This is a genomic window from Paenibacillus sp. LX16, from assembly GCF_036252815.1.
GTDB lineage: Bacteria > Bacillota > Bacilli > Paenibacillales > Paenibacillaceae > Paenibacillus > Paenibacillus polymyxa_B.
Map to the genome: position 1 here is coordinate 652,547 of NZ_CP141152.1, position 16,781 is coordinate 669,327.

Consider the following 16,781-nt stretch of genomic DNA (forward strand, 5'->3'; position numbering starts at 1 on the left):
AGCACAACTTGCACGAGTCTGTTCATTTGTATCGGGTCTGCCCAAGGGCAGACTCTTTTTTGTACAAGAAAAAGTCCATCTTATAATCGTCAGCTTGGTTTTTTTGTGAAAATAAGAGAAACAACTAGCAACAATACAAAAAGCTCGAACTGTTCAGTTGGCCAAGCGAATATGTAAACGATGTGAAGTAACTGTTCCAAAACAGGAATTATTAAGACAAGGTTTATGCGAATTTTGCCGAAAACAGGTGTATCTTGACCAGTGTAGTGATACGGCCTTCACATTGTTCAACAGCTGGATCGAAAGAAAATCAGAATTATCATTTTAGATGTGGAAACCACCGGTTTAGATGGCGACTCTGAGATCGTAGAGATTACAATTATTGATCTTGACGAAAATCCTCTTTTTGAAACGTTAATCAAACCGGTATCCCTCATTCCAGAAGAAGCACCGCCATCCACGGAATCACAAACGAAATGGTTGAAAATGCTCCAAGCTCATCGCTAAAAGAAGAGTTGTAAAAGAGGATGCTAAAAATACGGGTTGAAGGAATACCTGAAGAGATTGATCAGTTTTTGGAGCACTTCGAGGACTACTACAGAGTGCTGAAGCGTTCAAAGGCTTATCAGAACAGAAACAGTGAATATGTTCGTGTTTATGTTGATGTAAGCAGTCCAAACGATCAGCCTCTAAAAGCTTAGAGGAAACAAATTGCGGTTTGTATCAAATTCGCTGGTATTACCCCATTTTAACGTACATATTTTTATATATTGATAAAAGAATCAAAATTACAAATATTGGATTTCAGTCTAAAACTTTATTGCCCGAAGAAAATAAAGTTTTAGACTGATCCGACAAATGCAACAGCGGCAGATAAGGACGCGAAAATAAAATCCTAGACTGGCCGCTGTTGTGGTCAACATTCAACTATCGTGTTCTGTTAGCCTAATAACTCTGCAGTTTGTAAGAAAGCGTCCAGCCGCTCCTTTTGAAGAAGATGATGACGGTAATGCATCTCCACCATCGTGAACCATTCGACCGCGTTTAACGCGCCGAAGGCTACGGCCGGATGAGTCGCCTTTCGCTGCAGCCGCTCTGGGTCTATGTTCTGCAGCGACGCCCCAATCTCATGCATGCGGCGCCTTGCTTCCTCCAGCTTGGCGACAAGCTGCTCCTTGCTCTCTGGCTGAGGAGGCGTATATAGCAAGTCGGCCGGTACCTGAATGCGAACCGGTGGGAAGCTCCCTTGCTCAAACACGGCATGGCCGGCCTCCGTCTTCCCGCCGCCCTCCTCGCTGCCGCCACCGAGCGCCATGCACTGCTCCGCAAGAAGGAGCTGCAAGTTCAGCGTGGAATGAGGCAGATGCAGGTACATTTGCCCAAGCGACCATTCGTTCTCGCTTGGCTTGCGACACAGTTCCGCCAGACTATACTTGTCCAGCTCCCGAACATAATGCTTCGAAATCTCGTCGAACCTTACCAAAATATCCTTAATCCCTATGTTCTTGTTCATCAAGATCATCTCCTCGAATACTGAATTACTCTCATCATATGAGAGGGCTCAAGAAAAAAGCATATTCGTAGTTTATATCTTTAATACTTTATTTTCCAGTCTAAGACTATATTTTCTAATTACACCGGCCGCCGTCGCTAGCGCGCCGATTGCAAAGCTGGACTTCATTCCGGAAGAGCCGGGAGAGCAAGCTGCAGTTGCGCATGCGGGCCACGCGTCGCCAGTCTATAACTTTATTATCTCAGTCTAGTTCTTTATTGTTTAGTCTAAAACAGTATTATTCGCTAACAATTGACAATGAAGAAGTAGTACAACTTCTTACTGATTGTATAAATACGCCTTTTTAGAGTTGCGTATATTCTCATAAAATTTTGAAAAATTAGGGTGGACCGAATAAATTCGAGTCAATGAGTTCTCACTAATTATGAAAATGATCGTTGAATTATCATATATTCAACTTGTTGTTTTCTCATTAATTATGACACCACACATGTGAGTAACCATTATAGTTGAGACAAAGGTAATTAATAGATGAGATTTTTTGCATACATGTTTGAGACAGAGTGAGGACCTTGATTCGTCAGAAACACTGATGAATCAAGGTTTTTCTACTTTATATGGTGATGAATAATAAAACAGGCAGGTTAGTTTGACTCCGGAAATAAGAATGGCGAACAAGTGTTCTTTACATATATTATATATGCGTATATAATCAAAACGAAACGGAAACGGAGATCTGGTGTGCTAGATAAAGCAATGTAGATTTTTTTTTAGTATAAGCACATTATAAATAAATCAATTGGAGGAGTCTGTATGCCATATTGTAAACTCAAGAATGCCAATATATATTACGAGGAAATTGGTAAAGGCAAACCGATTATAATGATCCATGGTTTTACACCAGACCATCGGTTAATGAGTGGGTGTATGGAACCGATATTTGAAGATATCCCCGGTTGGCGTCGTATCTATCTTGATCTACCTGGAATGGGACAAACAAAGGATTACGATCAAATATGTAATTCAGATGATATGCTAGAAGCAGTTATAAATTTTATTGAAACTCTTGTCCCAAACCAAGATTATCTCATAGCAGGCGAATCATACGGTGGTTATATTACAAGAGGAATAATTAATAGACATAAGGATCGTATTGGTGGAGCTGCACTGATTTGTCCATTAATTATTCCTGAACACAAAAGAAGAATACTTCCCGAGCATTTTGTTGTTCATTGTGATCGCGAGTTTATGGACACCTTAAGTGAAGAGCAAATAAGTGATTTTAGCGCAAATCAAGTTGTTCTCAATGAATATAATTGGAAAAGGTATTCTGAAGAGATCGTGGCAGGTTGTAAGATCGCTGACTACGATTTTCTTAGCAAGATTCAAAGAAACTATGGATTTTCCACCAATATAGATGAATTAGTTTTCGATAAACCAACAGTATTTACTCTTGGGCGACAAGATGCAGTTGTTGGTTACATAGATGCTTTTAGAATTTTAGACAATTATCCTAGAGCAACCTTTGCCGTTCTAGATCGAGCAGGCCATAATCTTCAGATTGAACAGGCTCTATTATTTGAGTCACTTATGCGTGAGTGGCTTGAAAGAGTAACAGAGTTTGGATTTTAGTTGTATATGAATCCATTGAACTAACGGGCAGTGTAGTTTAATTCACATGGTTTAAAAGCATAGGGTATTATTGAATAGGTATTAAAAAAAGTACAATTTTCTTCGTATGTTCAAAGGAAGAGTGAATTCATGAGTGATTTAGATAAAATTAAGCTCGTGAAGCCGCCATTTCCCAAGCTACGATGTTTTTCTTCCAACCTATTATGATCTAGGAGAGGATTTCTTTGAAGAAAAACATCGGAAACAAAAAGCCAAGCTTATTATTACTGATTGTTTGAGTAGGCTTCCCACAAATTAGTGAAACGATCTTTAGCCCCTCATTACCTTCTATCGCTGTGACGTTCGGAACTTCAATGAGTAAAGCAGCTGCTGGCAAGACCTACCCTGCAGGTTCATTTATCATAAATATGCACCAGGCAAAACACGGCATTGCAAACATGGTTTTATATGATGGTATTAACGTCTCAGATTATGCTTCCGTAGCTGGCGGGATTGTGCAGGATTTTCCAGTCCTACGAGGATTTGAATGTGATGTGGTTAGAGAAGCTGAAGTGTTTGAGGGCCAAACCTCTCCGGTGACTTCCGTATCGATTCCGGCAACACAAATGCCGAATCATTCTGCCTATGTTTTAATTCGAAACACCAATAACGATGCCATCAAAACCGTTAATGAATTGCTTAAATCCGGCAAAGTGGTCACGATGCTATCAAAAAGCGGAACAGGATATGAAGCGGGTGACTTTGCAGTCGCCTATGACGATCTGCACCCGCTGGCCTCAAAATACGATCTTGATGTAACGGCATTAGGCAATAACCAACCCGTTGGCAAAGTTCTTAAACCTTCTACGGTAGCTGCTCTCGGCGAACCGGCTTATGCGCTCAAAAATCTCGGTTTTAAAGTGACCGATGATCAGCAGCATGCCGATGTGCTTGTGAATACATTCGATTCCGATAAACTTGTCGAGAAAGGGAAGCCTTACACTGCTTATGGAAATATGGGGATGGTTAATGTAAAAAACTGGATTCCTCAATTTGCGTTTGCTGGACCAACATGGAAAAGATACGAAGGGGTCTTCCTGGCGAATGTCAAACAGGATAATGCGATTACAGCCCCTTACGATAACGAAGAGTACTTCTACACCGTTACAGGTTCTTACATTACGAAACTACCTAAAGCCGCAAAAGTTCTTGCAACCATTAGTAATAAAGAAAACTTCTTCAAAGCGGGCTGGTGGTCAGGTCACGATGCTGCAAAAGGAAAGATCATGGCCTTCACCTATAAGGAAAACAAAAAGGATCTTACTGTTTTTTCTAATGATCTAACCAATGGCGCTCATTCGCAGCAGCAATTCCGTTTGCTGGCCAATTCAATTTTTAATACCGTCCCTGGCAAATCGTGAGTGAATTTTAATGATATTGAAAACAACCTTATTCCAGTGATCAACTGCGAATAAGGTTGTTTTTTTGTGATAAACCAGTTTCGTCCGTTGTGACATTTTGTTTGCAACTTGATCAAACTTTAGCGACATCTGCAGGCTATATTGGACTACAGCGTAACATCAATCCTGAACATGCGGGTTGATGAAAAATGCGAGTTCAGGATTTTCAGGGAGGAATGCAAGTTGCTAAGCAGTATTAAACTGATGAGCAGATCCGTCAGAGAGTATGAGGAAGAGACAAAGATTAAAAACCGAGCTTTTTCCGTAAACAGCCAGTTGAATGAAAATCAAGTAAATGAAAAGACGGTTGCTAATAAATTGGATGAAAAAGCAGTAGATACAGCAGGTATATCCAATTCAACCTACGACGGTACACAAACCGATATTCCTTCTCGAAGCTCTGTAGAAGAGTCGAAGAGAAGGTGATATCGCGGGAGGTCCGATGTCTGCTCTCGCCTTGACTCCTGCGTTTGTTGCTGGTATGGCCATTGGCCGATTTGATCTCACCAGATTACGCACAGCTCTCTTACTCGCAGGCAGTGGTATCGTTATGCTTGTTATTGGCAAAGCGCTGGCCGCTTTTGTACTTCCGAATGGAATCTTCACTTTGAACAATGGCTGATAAGTGTGCAAGGAGTTGTTCCTGTACAACCGACGGATGAGTACGCAATTTGGCCTCTTAATACGGAGGCACCGATGTGGCAGCTCCTTTTGGGAACGGCTCCGCACACCGCTTCGACATTCCAGACGATGATAGGATTAGGGGCTTCATTTCTGGTAATGGGAGTTGCGTGCCTCGTATCCAAAAAGGCTTCCGCTGTATTAATGCCTTTCGCAGCAGTCGGACGTGTGGCCTTGACCATGTATGCCTTTCAGTTTGTAGTGGTGTGGATTCTCGATCTGACAAAGATTGGGCATAGTCTGGAGGGAGTGCCGTTCGGCGACGTAATGATCGCAGTTGCAACACTGCTGCTGGGGTTATTGATTGCTCAGCGTCCTGTTGGTCCGCTTGAAGGATTGATGCTCCGCTTTGACCGATTGTTCAGCCCTCCCCAACCAGGCTCACAAAAGTAAACGGACTGATCAAAAAAGATACCAGATAAGAGCTATAAGATGATCATTGAACAGAATTGAAAAAGAGAAACTAATAATGAAAATAATAGAAGAAAATATTAATACTTAATTTCTCCGAAAGGGTGGGTTCGATTGTGAACCCGCCCATTTTCCATTGAACACAGTTATGGTTCTTTCCGTAAACAGAATTACTTTCATATTGTTATTATTGTATGGGTTTTGACCATTCTAATTAAGCTTGATACAATAGGTTAAACTAAGTGGAGATACTTCAATATAGAATGGTGTGGTCTAAACTTGCAACATGAAAACGAACTTTTGGATGTATGGTTGTCTTTGTCTCACATCCATTCCACTTTAAATGATAAATTAGAACAAGCTCTGCTACAAAATTATGATCTATCCTTGAAGGAGTTTTATGTTTTGGGTTTTATATTCAATTCTGAGGAAAAAAAATTACGATTGCAGCAACTTCAAGAATTGGTGGGATTAAGTCAAAGTGCGACATCGAGACTCGTAGTGAGAATGGAAGCCAAAAACTGCGGGGCCTTACAAAGACATACATGCGAAGATGATCGACGAGGTGTGTATACTCGGATTACGGAATTAGGTGAAAATAAATTCCAGCGTGCACTTCAAACCTTTAATCAGGTTTTACAATCAGAACTTCAGAAAGATGGAGTGAAGTCACAATTTCAAAATCTTACGCAAAAGCTGTTTTAGACTTTGCGACCTGTGTATATCGTTCTTAGTTTCCTTAGGGTAATATGTGGCTTGAACGTTGTGCCACGAAAGGCTCTTTACAGGGGCTTAGTTTATTACCCTACACGATTCAATAGAAATGTTATAATTGAAAAGTAACCATTTGCATGATTGCGCATGCATGTTTTCATCAGGCTTCCAACCATGTACGTATAGAAACGCCCTTCCGAAACTCCTCCTCATAAGGAGGAGTTTTATCCTCTGGAACCACCGCGAGCCCTCTTTGCTTAAGAAACAGAGGCCGTATTGCGTTTTTCCTTGGCATTGCCGCGGTCGCGACGACTCAGCAGAAATCCGACCAGAGATGCCGTGGATTGCTGGAAAATCATCCCGAGTACAACAGGCAGTGCTACCGGGGCCGGGAAATAGGTGATGGCAAGCACGGCTCCTGCGCTAATATTGCGCATGCCGCCGTTAAAGACAAGCGCCGTACGATCTGCATTATTCCACCGCATCAGTCCTGATATCAGATAGCCGATCGCATATCCAGTGGAAGCAAGGACGATTATGGATAGGCATACCCCGACAAGCTTAAGATTAAAATCGACCAGATAAGGCGCGATGACAGATCCGTTAATCATTACGACAAGAGCCATAGCCAGCTTGGAGAATGGGCCCAGCCGAGGTCCCCATACCTGCTTGATCTTCCCTTTGGTCCACTCGTTCAACACCATGCCGATTAGCGAAGGGACGACAATCATCCAGAACAGGCTCTGCATCATCGCCCAGGTATCAAGCTGCACATCCGCTCCGATCAGTAGGGACATGATGCCCGGAACGGCAAATGGGGCCAAAATCGTATCAATTAAAATAATCGCCAATGTCAGCGCCGTATTGCCTTTATAGATGTTGACCCACACGAAGCTGGAAATGCCCGTAGGGATAGCTGCACCAAGAATAAGTCCAGTGATCGTATAAGGATCATCATTGAAGGCCAGATGCCCCAGCATCATAGCGAGAAGCGGCATGGCCAGATGAAGAATAAACAGACAGGCGATCAGCGGACCAGGATGCTTTATCACATGGACAAAATCCTTAAACCCCATACTGATGCTGCCCGCGAAGGTCATGAATGCAAACAGCCAGGGAGAGAGTTCGGTATATTCTGACAACGGCGTACCGATTAGGACGCCAATTAGAATGCTGATTGGTGTAATTAGCGGCATAGCTGCATTTAGTCTTCGATTCAACGTGAGGAGCATACAAAACTTCCTTTTTTAACCTTAAGTATAGACCTTGCACCCCCAATTCGTAAATGATCTGTGACCTTGCGGTAGCCCGATAGAAGCAAATTTGAACGCTCCTGATGAACATAGATTAACCCTTCAAATTATTTCGATATTCCAAAGGAGAGCAGCCCATTATTTTTTTGAATAGTCTGGAGAAGTAGTAAGGGTCCCTAAAACCGAGTTGTATGCTAATTTCTTTAATAGAAGCATTCGTCAAATCCAAAAGCTGACTGGCCCTCTGTATCTTCATTCTTAAATAGTAATCGACAGGAGAGTAGCCGGTGGATTGCTTGAATATCAAGTTCAGATGCTGCTTGGATACCTGAACATGCCGACTAAGCTCCTCAAGCGAAAGGGTGGATTCCAATTGTTCACTCATATAGCGTGTTGCCTTATCCACATGACTCTGGTACGTACTGTCTTCCTTGCGAAATGCAACCGATACAACAAAACTCAGCAGATAACGGAAAGTTTGCGATACTTGAACTAAATGTATGATGGAGTATGATTTGTTCAGTAAAAGGTCGTAACACTGATGAAATAGCTCCAGTAGTTTGACTTCATCACTAGCGGCCATCGAAATATACGTTTTAAAAGGCTCAAATAATGCTATAAAATCATCAGCTTGGTCCCCTTTAAGATGAAACCAGTAAATCGTCCAAGGATCTCCATCGTCAGCCCCATAAGCATGCGGCATGTCCCTGGGAATGTACACAAAGCTTCGCTCCGTCATGTCAATCGTTAGGTTATCCTTTGTTCGTATCCAACCTTTTCCGCTGGTACAGTAGATGAATATATGAGAGTCACATCCGTGCATTCTTTCACGAAAATGATGGCGGGCATGGCTGAAGCAGCCTATATCCGTAATATATAGATTTTTCGTAAGCGGATTCATATTTAATTTATCCAGCATATAGGGTGGAAGGACATATAACTTTTCACCCTCAAATCCATCAGCTTTCTTATTCATAATCTATCCATCTCCTAGCCTTAGGCGGCTCTAATGATGAAATACGTATATAGTCCATCATAAACAGTGGATTGTCAATTGTCTGTACTGTCGCTTACTTGTAAGCTCTGAATATAAGAGCGACTATGAGGGAGTGATGGAATTGAGCATCTTCGACGCTAAGGCACGCGTGTGGGAGGAAACCGTGCAGATCCCCACGTATGGAATTGGCAAACCCGACAAAAATCCAATATTTCTGGAGAAACGTGTCTACCAGGGAAGCTCCGGTCGAGTGTACCCGCATCCAATCATTGATAAAATTGAGGATGAGAAGAAACTTGAAAATTACCAGTTGATTTTTCTGGAAAATAAATACTTGCGCATTGAGATCATGCCAGAGCTGGGAGGACGCATTTATCGTGCGGTCGACAAGACCAACGGTTACGATTTTGTTTATTATAACAGGGTCATCAAACCAGCGCTTGTGGGCTTATTGGGGCCGTGGATATCTGGAGGGATTGAGTTCAACTGGCCGCAGCATCACCGTCCCAACACTTACGGACCCGTCGAATACAAGTTGGAAGAACATGAGGACGGAAGTGCAACGGTATGGGTGAGCGAAATTGATCGTATGTTCGGCACGAAAGTAACAGCTGGTTTTACACTTCAACCGGATAAAGCATACCTTAAAGTTGGGGCACAGCTATACAACCGGACTGCCGAGCCTCAAACGTTTCTATGGTGGGCCAATCCAGCCGTAGCGGTACATGAGCACACACAATCTGTTTTTCCTCCAGACGTATCAGCCGTGTTCGACCATGGAAAGCGAGATGTATCCCGTTTCCCGATTGCTACAGGCACTTATTATAAAATGGATTATTCTGAAGGCGTAGATATCTCCCGATATAAAAATATTCCTGTCCCCACTTCATATATGGCCTATAAATCGGATTACAATTTCATAGGTGGTTACGACCATATGAAACAAGCCGGGCTTTTGCATGTGGCTAACCATCACATCTCTCCCGGAAAAAAGCAATGGACATGGGGAAATGGCGAATTCGGCCAAGCATGGGACCGGAATCTAACAGACGAAGACGGCCCCTACATCGAGTTGATGACGGGGGTATATACCGATAACCAACCAGATTTCACTTGGCTTCAGCCGTATGAAGAAAAATCGTTCTCGCAGTATTTTATGCCTTACAAACATATTGGTATGGTCAAAAATGCTTCAATTGACGCAACCGTTAATTTGGAATTAAATCGCAACGAAGGGACAGCACAGATTGGAGTCTATGTAACTTCGTCATTTCGTGAGGCTGTTGTGGAATTAAGTAGTCAGCGGAAAGTTTATATCCAAGAAACCTTAGATCTGACACCTAATAAGGCCTTTATACAGAAGACAGTTATTTTGGCTGAGGATGAGGATTATGAACTATGCTTAACCGTCAAAGACGCGACCGGAAGGGAGCTGATTAGCTACCAGCCGAAAAAAAAGGAAGTTGAACAGATGCCGGCTGCCGCCGCCCCCCTACCGGAACCGGAGGAATTAAGAACGAGCGAAGAATTGTATTTAGCAGGACAACACTTGGAGCAATACCGTCATGCTACCTTTGAACCAGAGGCGTACTATCTTGAGGGCCTGAAAAGAGATAAAAATGATAGCCGCATAAATGTGGCATATGGTACGTTGCTTCTTCGTAGAGGATTGTATTCAGAAAGTGAAGAGTGCTTTCGTAAAGCTATCTCGCGGGTAACCTGGCGTAACTCTAATCCCTATGATGGTGAGGCCTACTACCAGCTTGGTTTGTCGCTAAAACACCAAGAGCGGATGGATGAGGCGTTCGCTGCATTTTATAAATCAGTATGGAGTGCGGCATGGCAAGACAGCGGGTATTTTTCACTGGCACAGATTGCGACAGAACAAGGGAACTATGAAGAAGCATTGGAACTCGTGGAGCGCTCGACAATCCGAAATGCTCGCAACTACAAAGCACGCAACCTGAAGTCGGCTATTCTTCGTAAGCTTGGCAGCTACGAAGCAGCAATAGCCTTTTCCAAGGAAACGATGAAGCTCGATATCGCCGATTTTGGAGCTTACCGTGAGCAGGCATTATCTTTAGAGGCTCTCGGGTTACGAGATGATGCTAAAACGGTCCTCGAAGAGCTGGAAAAATGGATGCGTGGAGATGTGCATAATTATATAGCGGTAGCATCGGACTATGCGGCGGCGGGACTTTATGAGGATGCAGCATGTGTGCTGGAAGAAGCTCCAGAGCAGGCGAAAACATACCCTATGCTGTATTACGTTCAGGCCTTCTGCTATGCTAAAATCGGCAAGCATAAGCAGGTGAATAATGCTCTCGCGCAGGCCGCAGTTGCAGTTCCCGACTACTGCTTTCCTAACAGTCTGTTGGAGTTGGATGTGTTACAATTTGCAATTCGAACAAGACCGGAGGATGACAAGGCGCATTATTACTTAGGTAATTTACTCTATGATAAGAAACGGCATCGGGATGCTATTTCCAGCTGGGAAACGTCTCGTTCCATTGACGATACTTACCCCGTTGTTCACCGTAATCTTGCTCTTGGATATTTTAACAAACAAGGTCAAGTAGAGAAGGCTCGCCATTCGTTAGAGCAGGCCTTTGCGTGCAATACTTCAGACGCACGTGTTCTTTATGAGCTTGACCAGCTGTATAAGAAGCTGAACATCAGGCCCAACGACAGATTGAACCTAATGGAGAGTTATCCGGGAATCATAAAGCTTCGCGATGATTTGTTTTTGGAATATGTAACCGTTCACAATATGATGAAGCAGCATAAGATAGCGTTGACCTTGCTGACAGGAAGAATATTTCATCCATGGGAAGGCGGAGAGGGGAAGGTAACTGGACAGTATAGGCTGGCCAAGGTAGAGCTTGCCAAGTCCGACATGAGGTCTGGACGGATTGAACAGGCTGTAAAAGGGCTGCGGGAGGCATTAGTGTATCCAGAGAATCTTGGCGAAGGCAAACTAGAGGGTTCCCAAGATAACGATATCTATTATTATTTGGGCTGCGCGTATGAGCTATTGAATTTAACAGATGAGGCAAGACAGGCCTTTTCCACGGCCTCTCAAGGATTGGGGGAACCCATTAACGCCATGTATTATAACGATCAACAGCCAGATATGATATTTTACCAAGGATTGGCTTGGCAGAAACTTGGTTATGCGAAGGAAGGCATGCGTCGGTTCAACAAGCTCATTGATTACGCCGAAAGACACTTATTTGAACCCGTGAAAATGGATTATTTCGCGGTCTCGTTACCCGACTTTCTCATCTTTGAAGATGACCTGAATATTCGTAATCAGGTTCATTGTACTTATATGAAAGCACTTGGTTTGCTTGGATTAGGACGACAGGACGAAGCTATCTTACATTTTGAATTGGTGCTTAAGCTGGAAGCTAACCATCAAGGAGCATTGAACCATATGGACTGGAGCTGGGAGGGGAAGTCAAATGAATAAAATTATGAGAAATGTACCGCGCAAATTGACGATCACCATGTGGGACTTTTCTTGGTATACCATGACACAGGAAGGTGAGCCCTACAGCGATCTGGAAGCCCGTTTTAAAGAAGCGGTCGAAAGAGGTTACAATACGATCCGAATATGTGCTATGCCATTCATGTTGTTTACAGCGGATGGCAAACGCCCCGGACCCTTGGAGTTTGCGAACCTTGGGAAAGTAGGCCAGCGTACGCGTTGGTATAACTGTCGTGGCCGCGCAGTGCTGGACGGGCATGCTCATTTACTTGAACTGTTTAAACAAGCAAAGGCTCATAACTGTTACATTATGTTATCCTCTTGGGAATATCAGCAGAGTCCCAGCTTTCTGGCTCATGCTGAGCTTAGAGATGAATTAGCTGCAATTCCTCCTGAGGAGAGATTCATGGCCATTGCAAAATCAATGAATCAGTTGATCCGTTTCGTCACAGCAGAAGGCTATAGGAACCAGATTATCTATACAGAGCTGCATAACGAAGTGGAATTTGGGCAGTTAAACGCCGTCGGAACGTCTGAAGGCATAGCGGAAACGAATGTACCAGCGCTTATTGAAGCCATGCAGCCCTACGTAGAAGAAGCGATAGAATATCTTCGCCAATGTCATCCTGATATGATGATGACGGCCAGTTATACGTTAAATGAAGCCTACCCCAAGGCTTACGTCGCGCGCAATATGCAGGTGGCCCATTTTCACCTCTATATTAAAGGGGTACTCAATGAGCTTATGGAAGCGGCAGGGCTTGATGATGAGTTGTCGTCGTTCCCCAATCCATTCGTCCAATCCCTATTAAGAGAAGACGCTCCTCCATTTGCAGAGTGGACCCTGCCTCCAGAGCAGAATTGGCGGATGGAAGGCAATCCAGTCGGTATGAGGCTTATTTATTTGCACGACTGGGTAGATCCCGATCAATGGGATTTATTTTTGTACGATCGGTATGGTGATCATAAAATGGCCATGTTGCAGAAGGCTGACACCCGATTGGAAGAGATTCATGAATGGACTCGTCATTCCGGTATTCCAATTGTCATAGGAGAAGGTTATGTAGGCTACACGCCGCTGTATGCCCAATTTGAAGAAGGCCCAGTTGGTAAATTTATCGCTGAATATGTGTTGCGAAAAGGAATGGCACTTGGGTTCTGGGGAATGACCCTCTGCTCTAACTGTGCTCCCCATCATCCATTCTGGAATGATATCGCTTGGCAGCGCAAGTGGAATCAATTTATTCTGAATTCAGATTAACGAGTGAGGGGAGTGAACTCCATGAGAAACTATCGAGTTACAGTCAAAGATGATCAAAAGCATATTGTTAAAGGACATATCAAACTTGGCGGCACCAATCCAAAAGGAGAGGAAATCGGATTCACCAACTATTTTATGGAGAAGGACGGAGAGCCCTTTTTCGGTATTTGTGGTGAATTCCATTATGCCCGTTATGATGAACGCTATTGGGAAGACGAAATCATTAAAATAAAAATGGGCGGCGTAAATATCATTTCCACTTATATTTTTTGGAATCTACATGAAGAAGTTGAAGGTATTTTTAATTGGAGTGGGAACAAGGATCTTCGTCGTTTCATCGAGTTGTGCGGCAAACATCAGGTATACTCCATCATTCGGATTGGACCGTTCAATCATGGGGAAATCCGAAACGGCGGTATGCCAGATTGGTTATTTGGTCGACCATTTGAGGTTCGTTCTAATGATGAGGGATATCTGTTCTATACGAGAAGATTATATAACGAGATCGGTGCCCAGGTTAAAGGGCTGCTATATAAGGAGGGAGGGCCGATTATCGGCACCCAAATCGAAAACGAGCATCATCATTCATCTGCCCAGTGGGCATTGACTGTAGGAATTAATGACATGTGGCTAAACAGCGGAAGTGACGGTAACTCGCATATGTTAAAACTTAAAGGAATAGCTCTGGAAGCGGGGATTGATACCCCGATCTATACGTGCACAGGATGGGGAGGAGCAACAACTCCTGTCCCTGATATGCTGCCATTATGGGGCGGGTATGCCTATTGGCCATGGATCTACTACGAAGAGGGACGTTTGGAGGGGATGAACGAGCATCCAGCGACACCGGAATACATTTTCCGAGACAAGCATAATAACAAGATTCCAAAGAGCTACAATTTCGAGCCTCAATACGCCCCTGAAGACTATCCGTACGCTTGCTGTGAAATGGGTGGCGGCATGGTTCAGTTTTATAAATATCGGTTCGCCTTTCCCTACCGCAGTGTTCCAGCGATGACTGTCATGAAGGTTGCAGAGGGCTGTAACCTGATCGGATACTACATGTATCATGGGGGGTCCAATCCTCAAGGTAAGGTTAACCCGTTCACCAATGATCTAGCCACCCCTAAAATCTCCTATGATTTCAACGCCATGATCGGCGAATTCGGTCAAGTAAGGGAATCATACCAAAGAACAAAGCTGCAGCATTACTTTTTTTCAACGTTCCAAAAGCAATTCTCACTAACAAAGACTATTCTGCCAGGGGATACGTCCCAGATGGACCCTTATGATGTGGACACGTTACGATATGCAGTGCGATCCAGTGCCGGATCGGGTTACCTGTTTCTAAATAATTTCCAAGACCATGTCGAAAATGACGACCTGTGCGATTTTAATGTGAGCATTGAGCTGCCTGAGGAAACGATTGTAATCCCTAGTCAAGGTGAACTGACGTTAGGACGTAATAGTTTCGCCATATTGCCATTTAACTTCAATTTAGATGGAATGAAGCTCAAATATGCTACGGCACAGCTGATAACAAGGATAGAAGAAGATGGAGAAGTATATTATTTTTTCTTTGTACCAGAGGGCATGAAAGGAACGTATGCAATGGAGTCACAAGATATGATCAGTGCCACAATCGACAAAGGTTCGATAGAGCAATTCGATGGAAACACGATCATTAAGGTTGCTGAAAAGGAGGATAGTCTCATCCGTCTGGTTTCTGAAAGTGGCCAAAAAGTTGCCATCTACACGATGACTGATGAGCAAAGTCTTACATTTTGGAAGGTAAACATGCAAGGCCGGGACAGAGTCATTTTGACAAATGCCAATCTACTTGTATCTGAGGGCGATCTAAGGCTGGAATCGACGGGCCAAGAAATGGTAACCCTGAGTGTATTCCCGGATTTTGACGCCTCATTCACATTTATTTCCGGTGGAGAGCTGCTTGAAATAACAGAAAGTGAATTATTCAAAACGTATCTTTTAAAGGCTCCTAAGAAAGAAATCCAGTTCAATTTGAAAAGGGTAAATAAAGATAAATTTACTATTGATTTCGAAACAGATGCGTTTCATGGAATCAAGGAAGCTCTGCTGCGTATCGATTATACTGGAGATATCGGTTATGCTTTTATGGATGGCGAACTGATCAATGATAATTTCTGCAACCATACGACCTGGGAAATAGGCTTGAAAGCATTTGAACATCGGCTCATCGAGCAAGAGTTGTACGTATATGTTTCCCCCATTCGAAAAGGTAAGGTTCTCAACAGCAATACAACCATGGCTGGCTGGAAAGAGTCTACGGAGGAACGAATCGCGGATATTGGCGCAGTCAGCATCGTGCCTGTGTATGAAATCCGAATCACCGTATAACCCAGGAAGTGTAACCTGTCTGGGCAATTGCCGGGATAGCTGTATAAAGATCGTTTTTGTACCAAGTGTGAGCATGATTGACGCCTCTCATAACAAACGGCTTGCCTGCAGAATCATACAATTTGGTACCGCTTACATAAAATCCTGAAGCAGCTTGTGCCTTGGAGAAGAATCCCCCAAACATTTTTTGCTTTTGAAATGGAGACACATAGTTTACTTATTTCTGTGTGATTTTTCTATGATTTTATTGTGCTTATTGTTTCTATTAAGGTGTATACCTTCGACATTTAGATGAACCTAACGTTCTACTTGGCTGATTATCTTGAACAAAGGTGAGATCTATCGTACAGCAATACCTAAGCTTCACCGCGATATTAAATTATAGTATGATATTCTTATGAAAAATTTTACCAGAGTGAATAGGGGCAAGCTGATGAGAAAACCAATCATTGCAGTCGATATGGACGATACCATCTGTCATCTCGTCAAACGAGCCATATACCATAACAATAGTGAATTTCCCACTCATCCGCTTCGGTATGAAGAAATGTTAGATTGGAACACCGATCATCTACGTCATCCAAAGAGCACGCTTGATGTATTTTATGGACGACCGGGTTTGTTTGAGGAACTTGAACTATTTGACGAGTATGTTGTAGAAGAAATGGAGAAGCTTTGCAATGCTTTTGATGTCATTATTGTGACAGCGGCAGAACCCAAGACCGTCGTGGAGAAATGGAACTGGCTTCAAAGACATATGCCATTCATTCCGATTGAGAACTTTTTCCCATGTAAACGAAAGAACCTGATTAACTACGATCTCCTGATTGATGATGGTCCTCATAATTTAGTGCCTGCGCTAGAGGAGGGGAAAAAGGTGCTTTGCATTCCTCATCCATGGAATCTGAGAGCAAGAGAGCAATATGAGTTCCCCGTCATGACATCCTGGCAAGGCGCAAAAGAACGAATCGACTCCATTTTAGGAGTTCTGTATAAAGAATAGAACCATTC

12 protein-coding genes and 2 pseudogenes are annotated in these 16,781 nt (G+C 43.3%); 10 read left to right on the forward strand and 4 right to left on the reverse strand.

Annotated elements, in window-relative coordinates:
* The first annotated feature begins 527 nt into the window (after nt 1-527).
* The gene (locus T3H97_RS26370) at nt 528-701 is read left to right on the forward strand and encodes a DUF3970 family protein (protein WP_080658577.1); all 174 of its coding nucleotides are present in this window, start codon (nt 528-530) and stop codon (nt 699-701) included.
* A 239-nt stretch (nt 702-940) separates the two neighbouring features.
* Here T3H97_RS26370 and T3H97_RS02945 read toward each other — a convergent pair whose 3' ends face one another.
* Nucleotides 941-1,513 carry a DinB family protein gene (locus T3H97_RS02945; protein WP_328801634.1) on the reverse strand — a complete coding sequence of 191 codons (573 nt, stop codon included), beginning with the start codon at nt 1,511-1,513 and terminating at the stop codon, nt 941-943.
* An 813-nt stretch (nt 1,514-2,326) separates the two neighbouring features.
* On the opposite strand from T3H97_RS02945, the gene T3H97_RS02950 reads away from it, so the two are divergent.
* From T3H97_RS02950 to T3H97_RS02975, 5 genes and pseudogenes are all read left to right on the forward strand, one after another.
* Entirely contained in the window at nt 2,327-3,145 is an 819-nt protein-coding gene (locus tag T3H97_RS02950; RefSeq protein ID WP_328801635.1) for an alpha/beta fold hydrolase, read from the forward strand.
* A 353-nt stretch (nt 3,146-3,498) separates the two neighbouring features.
* On the forward strand, nt 3,499-4,545 hold the full coding sequence (locus tag T3H97_RS02955) for a hypothetical protein (protein ID WP_328801636.1): 1,047 nt from the start codon (nt 3,499-3,501) through the stop codon (nt 4,543-4,545).
* Nucleotides 4,546-4,767: 222 nt separating this feature from the next.
* On the forward strand, nt 4,768-5,010 hold the full coding sequence (locus tag T3H97_RS02960) for a hypothetical protein (protein WP_250243046.1): 243 nt from the start codon (nt 4,768-4,770) through the stop codon (nt 5,008-5,010).
* Nucleotides 5,006-5,658, forward strand: a pseudogene (locus T3H97_RS26375) (DUF418 domain-containing protein); the annotation flags it as partial. The gene T3H97_RS02960 and the pseudogene T3H97_RS26375, both read left to right, overlap by 5 nt.
* A 297-nt stretch (nt 5,659-5,955) precedes the next feature.
* On the forward strand, nt 5,956-6,381 hold the full coding sequence (locus T3H97_RS02975) for a MarR family winged helix-turn-helix transcriptional regulator (protein ID WP_328801639.1): 426 nt from the start codon (nt 5,956-5,958) through the stop codon (nt 6,379-6,381).
* A gap of 266 nt (nt 6,382-6,647) precedes the next feature.
* Here T3H97_RS02975 and T3H97_RS02980 read toward each other — a convergent pair whose 3' ends face one another.
* Nucleotides 6,648-7,622, reverse strand: coding sequence for a bile acid:sodium symporter family protein (locus T3H97_RS02980; protein ID WP_328801640.1), 975 nt, complete (start codon nt 7,620-7,622; stop codon nt 6,648-6,650).
* A gap of 115 nt (nt 7,623-7,737) precedes the next feature.
* Nucleotides 7,738-8,619 carry an AraC family transcriptional regulator gene (locus T3H97_RS02985; RefSeq protein ID WP_328801641.1) on the reverse strand — a complete coding sequence of 294 codons (882 nt, stop codon included), beginning with the start codon at nt 8,617-8,619 and terminating at the stop codon, nt 7,738-7,740.
* Between the two features lie 136 nt (nt 8,620-8,755).
* Here T3H97_RS02985 and T3H97_RS02990 point away from each other — a divergent pair, with 136 nt between their 5' ends.
* The 3 genes from T3H97_RS02990 to T3H97_RS03000 are packed head-to-tail and all read left to right on the forward strand — an operon-like array spanning nt 8,756 to nt 15,770.
* Nucleotides 8,756-12,112 (forward strand): DUF5107 domain-containing protein, encoded by a 3,357-nt coding sequence (locus T3H97_RS02990; RefSeq protein ID WP_328801642.1) that lies wholly within the window; start codon nt 8,756-8,758, stop codon nt 12,110-12,112.
* On the forward strand, nt 12,105-13,391 hold the full coding sequence (locus T3H97_RS02995) for a cellulase-like family protein (protein ID WP_328801643.1): 1,287 nt from the start codon (nt 12,105-12,107) through the stop codon (nt 13,389-13,391). Before T3H97_RS02990 ends, T3H97_RS02995 begins: the two co-directional genes overlap by 8 nt.
* A 21-nt stretch (nt 13,392-13,412) precedes the next feature.
* Complete coding sequence (locus T3H97_RS03000; RefSeq protein ID WP_328801644.1) at nt 13,413-15,770, forward strand: beta-galactosidase; 2,358 nt, start codon at nt 13,413-13,415, stop codon at nt 15,768-15,770.
* A gap of 13 nt (nt 15,771-15,783) precedes the next feature.
* Here T3H97_RS03000 and T3H97_RS03005 read toward each other — a convergent pair.
* Nucleotides 15,784-15,948 (reverse strand): annotated as a pseudogene (locus tag T3H97_RS03005) (glycoside hydrolase family 5 protein); the annotation flags it as partial.
* 255 nt (nt 15,949-16,203) lie between these two features.
* On the opposite strand from T3H97_RS03005, the gene T3H97_RS03010 reads away from it, so the two are divergent.
* Nucleotides 16,204-16,773, forward strand: coding sequence for a 5' nucleotidase, NT5C type (locus T3H97_RS03010; protein WP_250243054.1), 570 nt, complete (start codon nt 16,204-16,206; stop codon nt 16,771-16,773).
* Nucleotides 16,774-16,781: the final 8 nt, after the last annotated feature.

What these genes read in the sequence shown, in the direction of transcription:
- T3H97_RS02995 (WP_328801643.1), top strand. Translation starts at nt 12,105, where the DNA reads ATGAATAAAATTATGAGAAATGTACCGCGCAAATTGACGATCACCATG.
- T3H97_RS03010 (WP_250243054.1), top strand. Translation starts at nt 16,204, where the DNA reads ATGAGAAAACCAATCATTGCAGTCGATATGGACGATACCATCTGTCAT.
- T3H97_RS02945 (WP_328801634.1), bottom strand. Translation starts at nt 1,513, where the DNA reads ATGAACAAGAACATAGGGATTAAGGATATTTTGGTAAGGTTCGACGAG.
- T3H97_RS03000 (WP_328801644.1), top strand. Translation starts at nt 13,413, where the DNA reads ATGAGAAACTATCGAGTTACAGTCAAAGATGATCAAAAGCATATTGTT.
- T3H97_RS26370 (WP_080658577.1), top strand. Translation starts at nt 528, where the DNA reads ATGCTAAAAATACGGGTTGAAGGAATACCTGAAGAGATTGATCAGTTT.
- T3H97_RS02990 (WP_328801642.1), top strand. Translation starts at nt 8,756, where the DNA reads ATGGAATTGAGCATCTTCGACGCTAAGGCACGCGTGTGGGAGGAAACC.
- T3H97_RS02955 (WP_328801636.1), top strand. Translation starts at nt 3,499, where the DNA reads ATGAGTAAAGCAGCTGCTGGCAAGACCTACCCTGCAGGTTCATTTATC.
- T3H97_RS02950 (WP_328801635.1), top strand. Translation starts at nt 2,327, where the DNA reads ATGCCATATTGTAAACTCAAGAATGCCAATATATATTACGAGGAAATT.
- T3H97_RS02985 (WP_328801641.1), bottom strand. Translation starts at nt 8,619, where the DNA reads ATGAATAAGAAAGCTGATGGATTTGAGGGTGAAAAGTTATATGTCCTT.
- T3H97_RS02980 (WP_328801640.1), bottom strand. Translation starts at nt 7,622, where the DNA reads ATGCTCCTCACGTTGAATCGAAGACTAAATGCAGCTATGCCGCTAATT.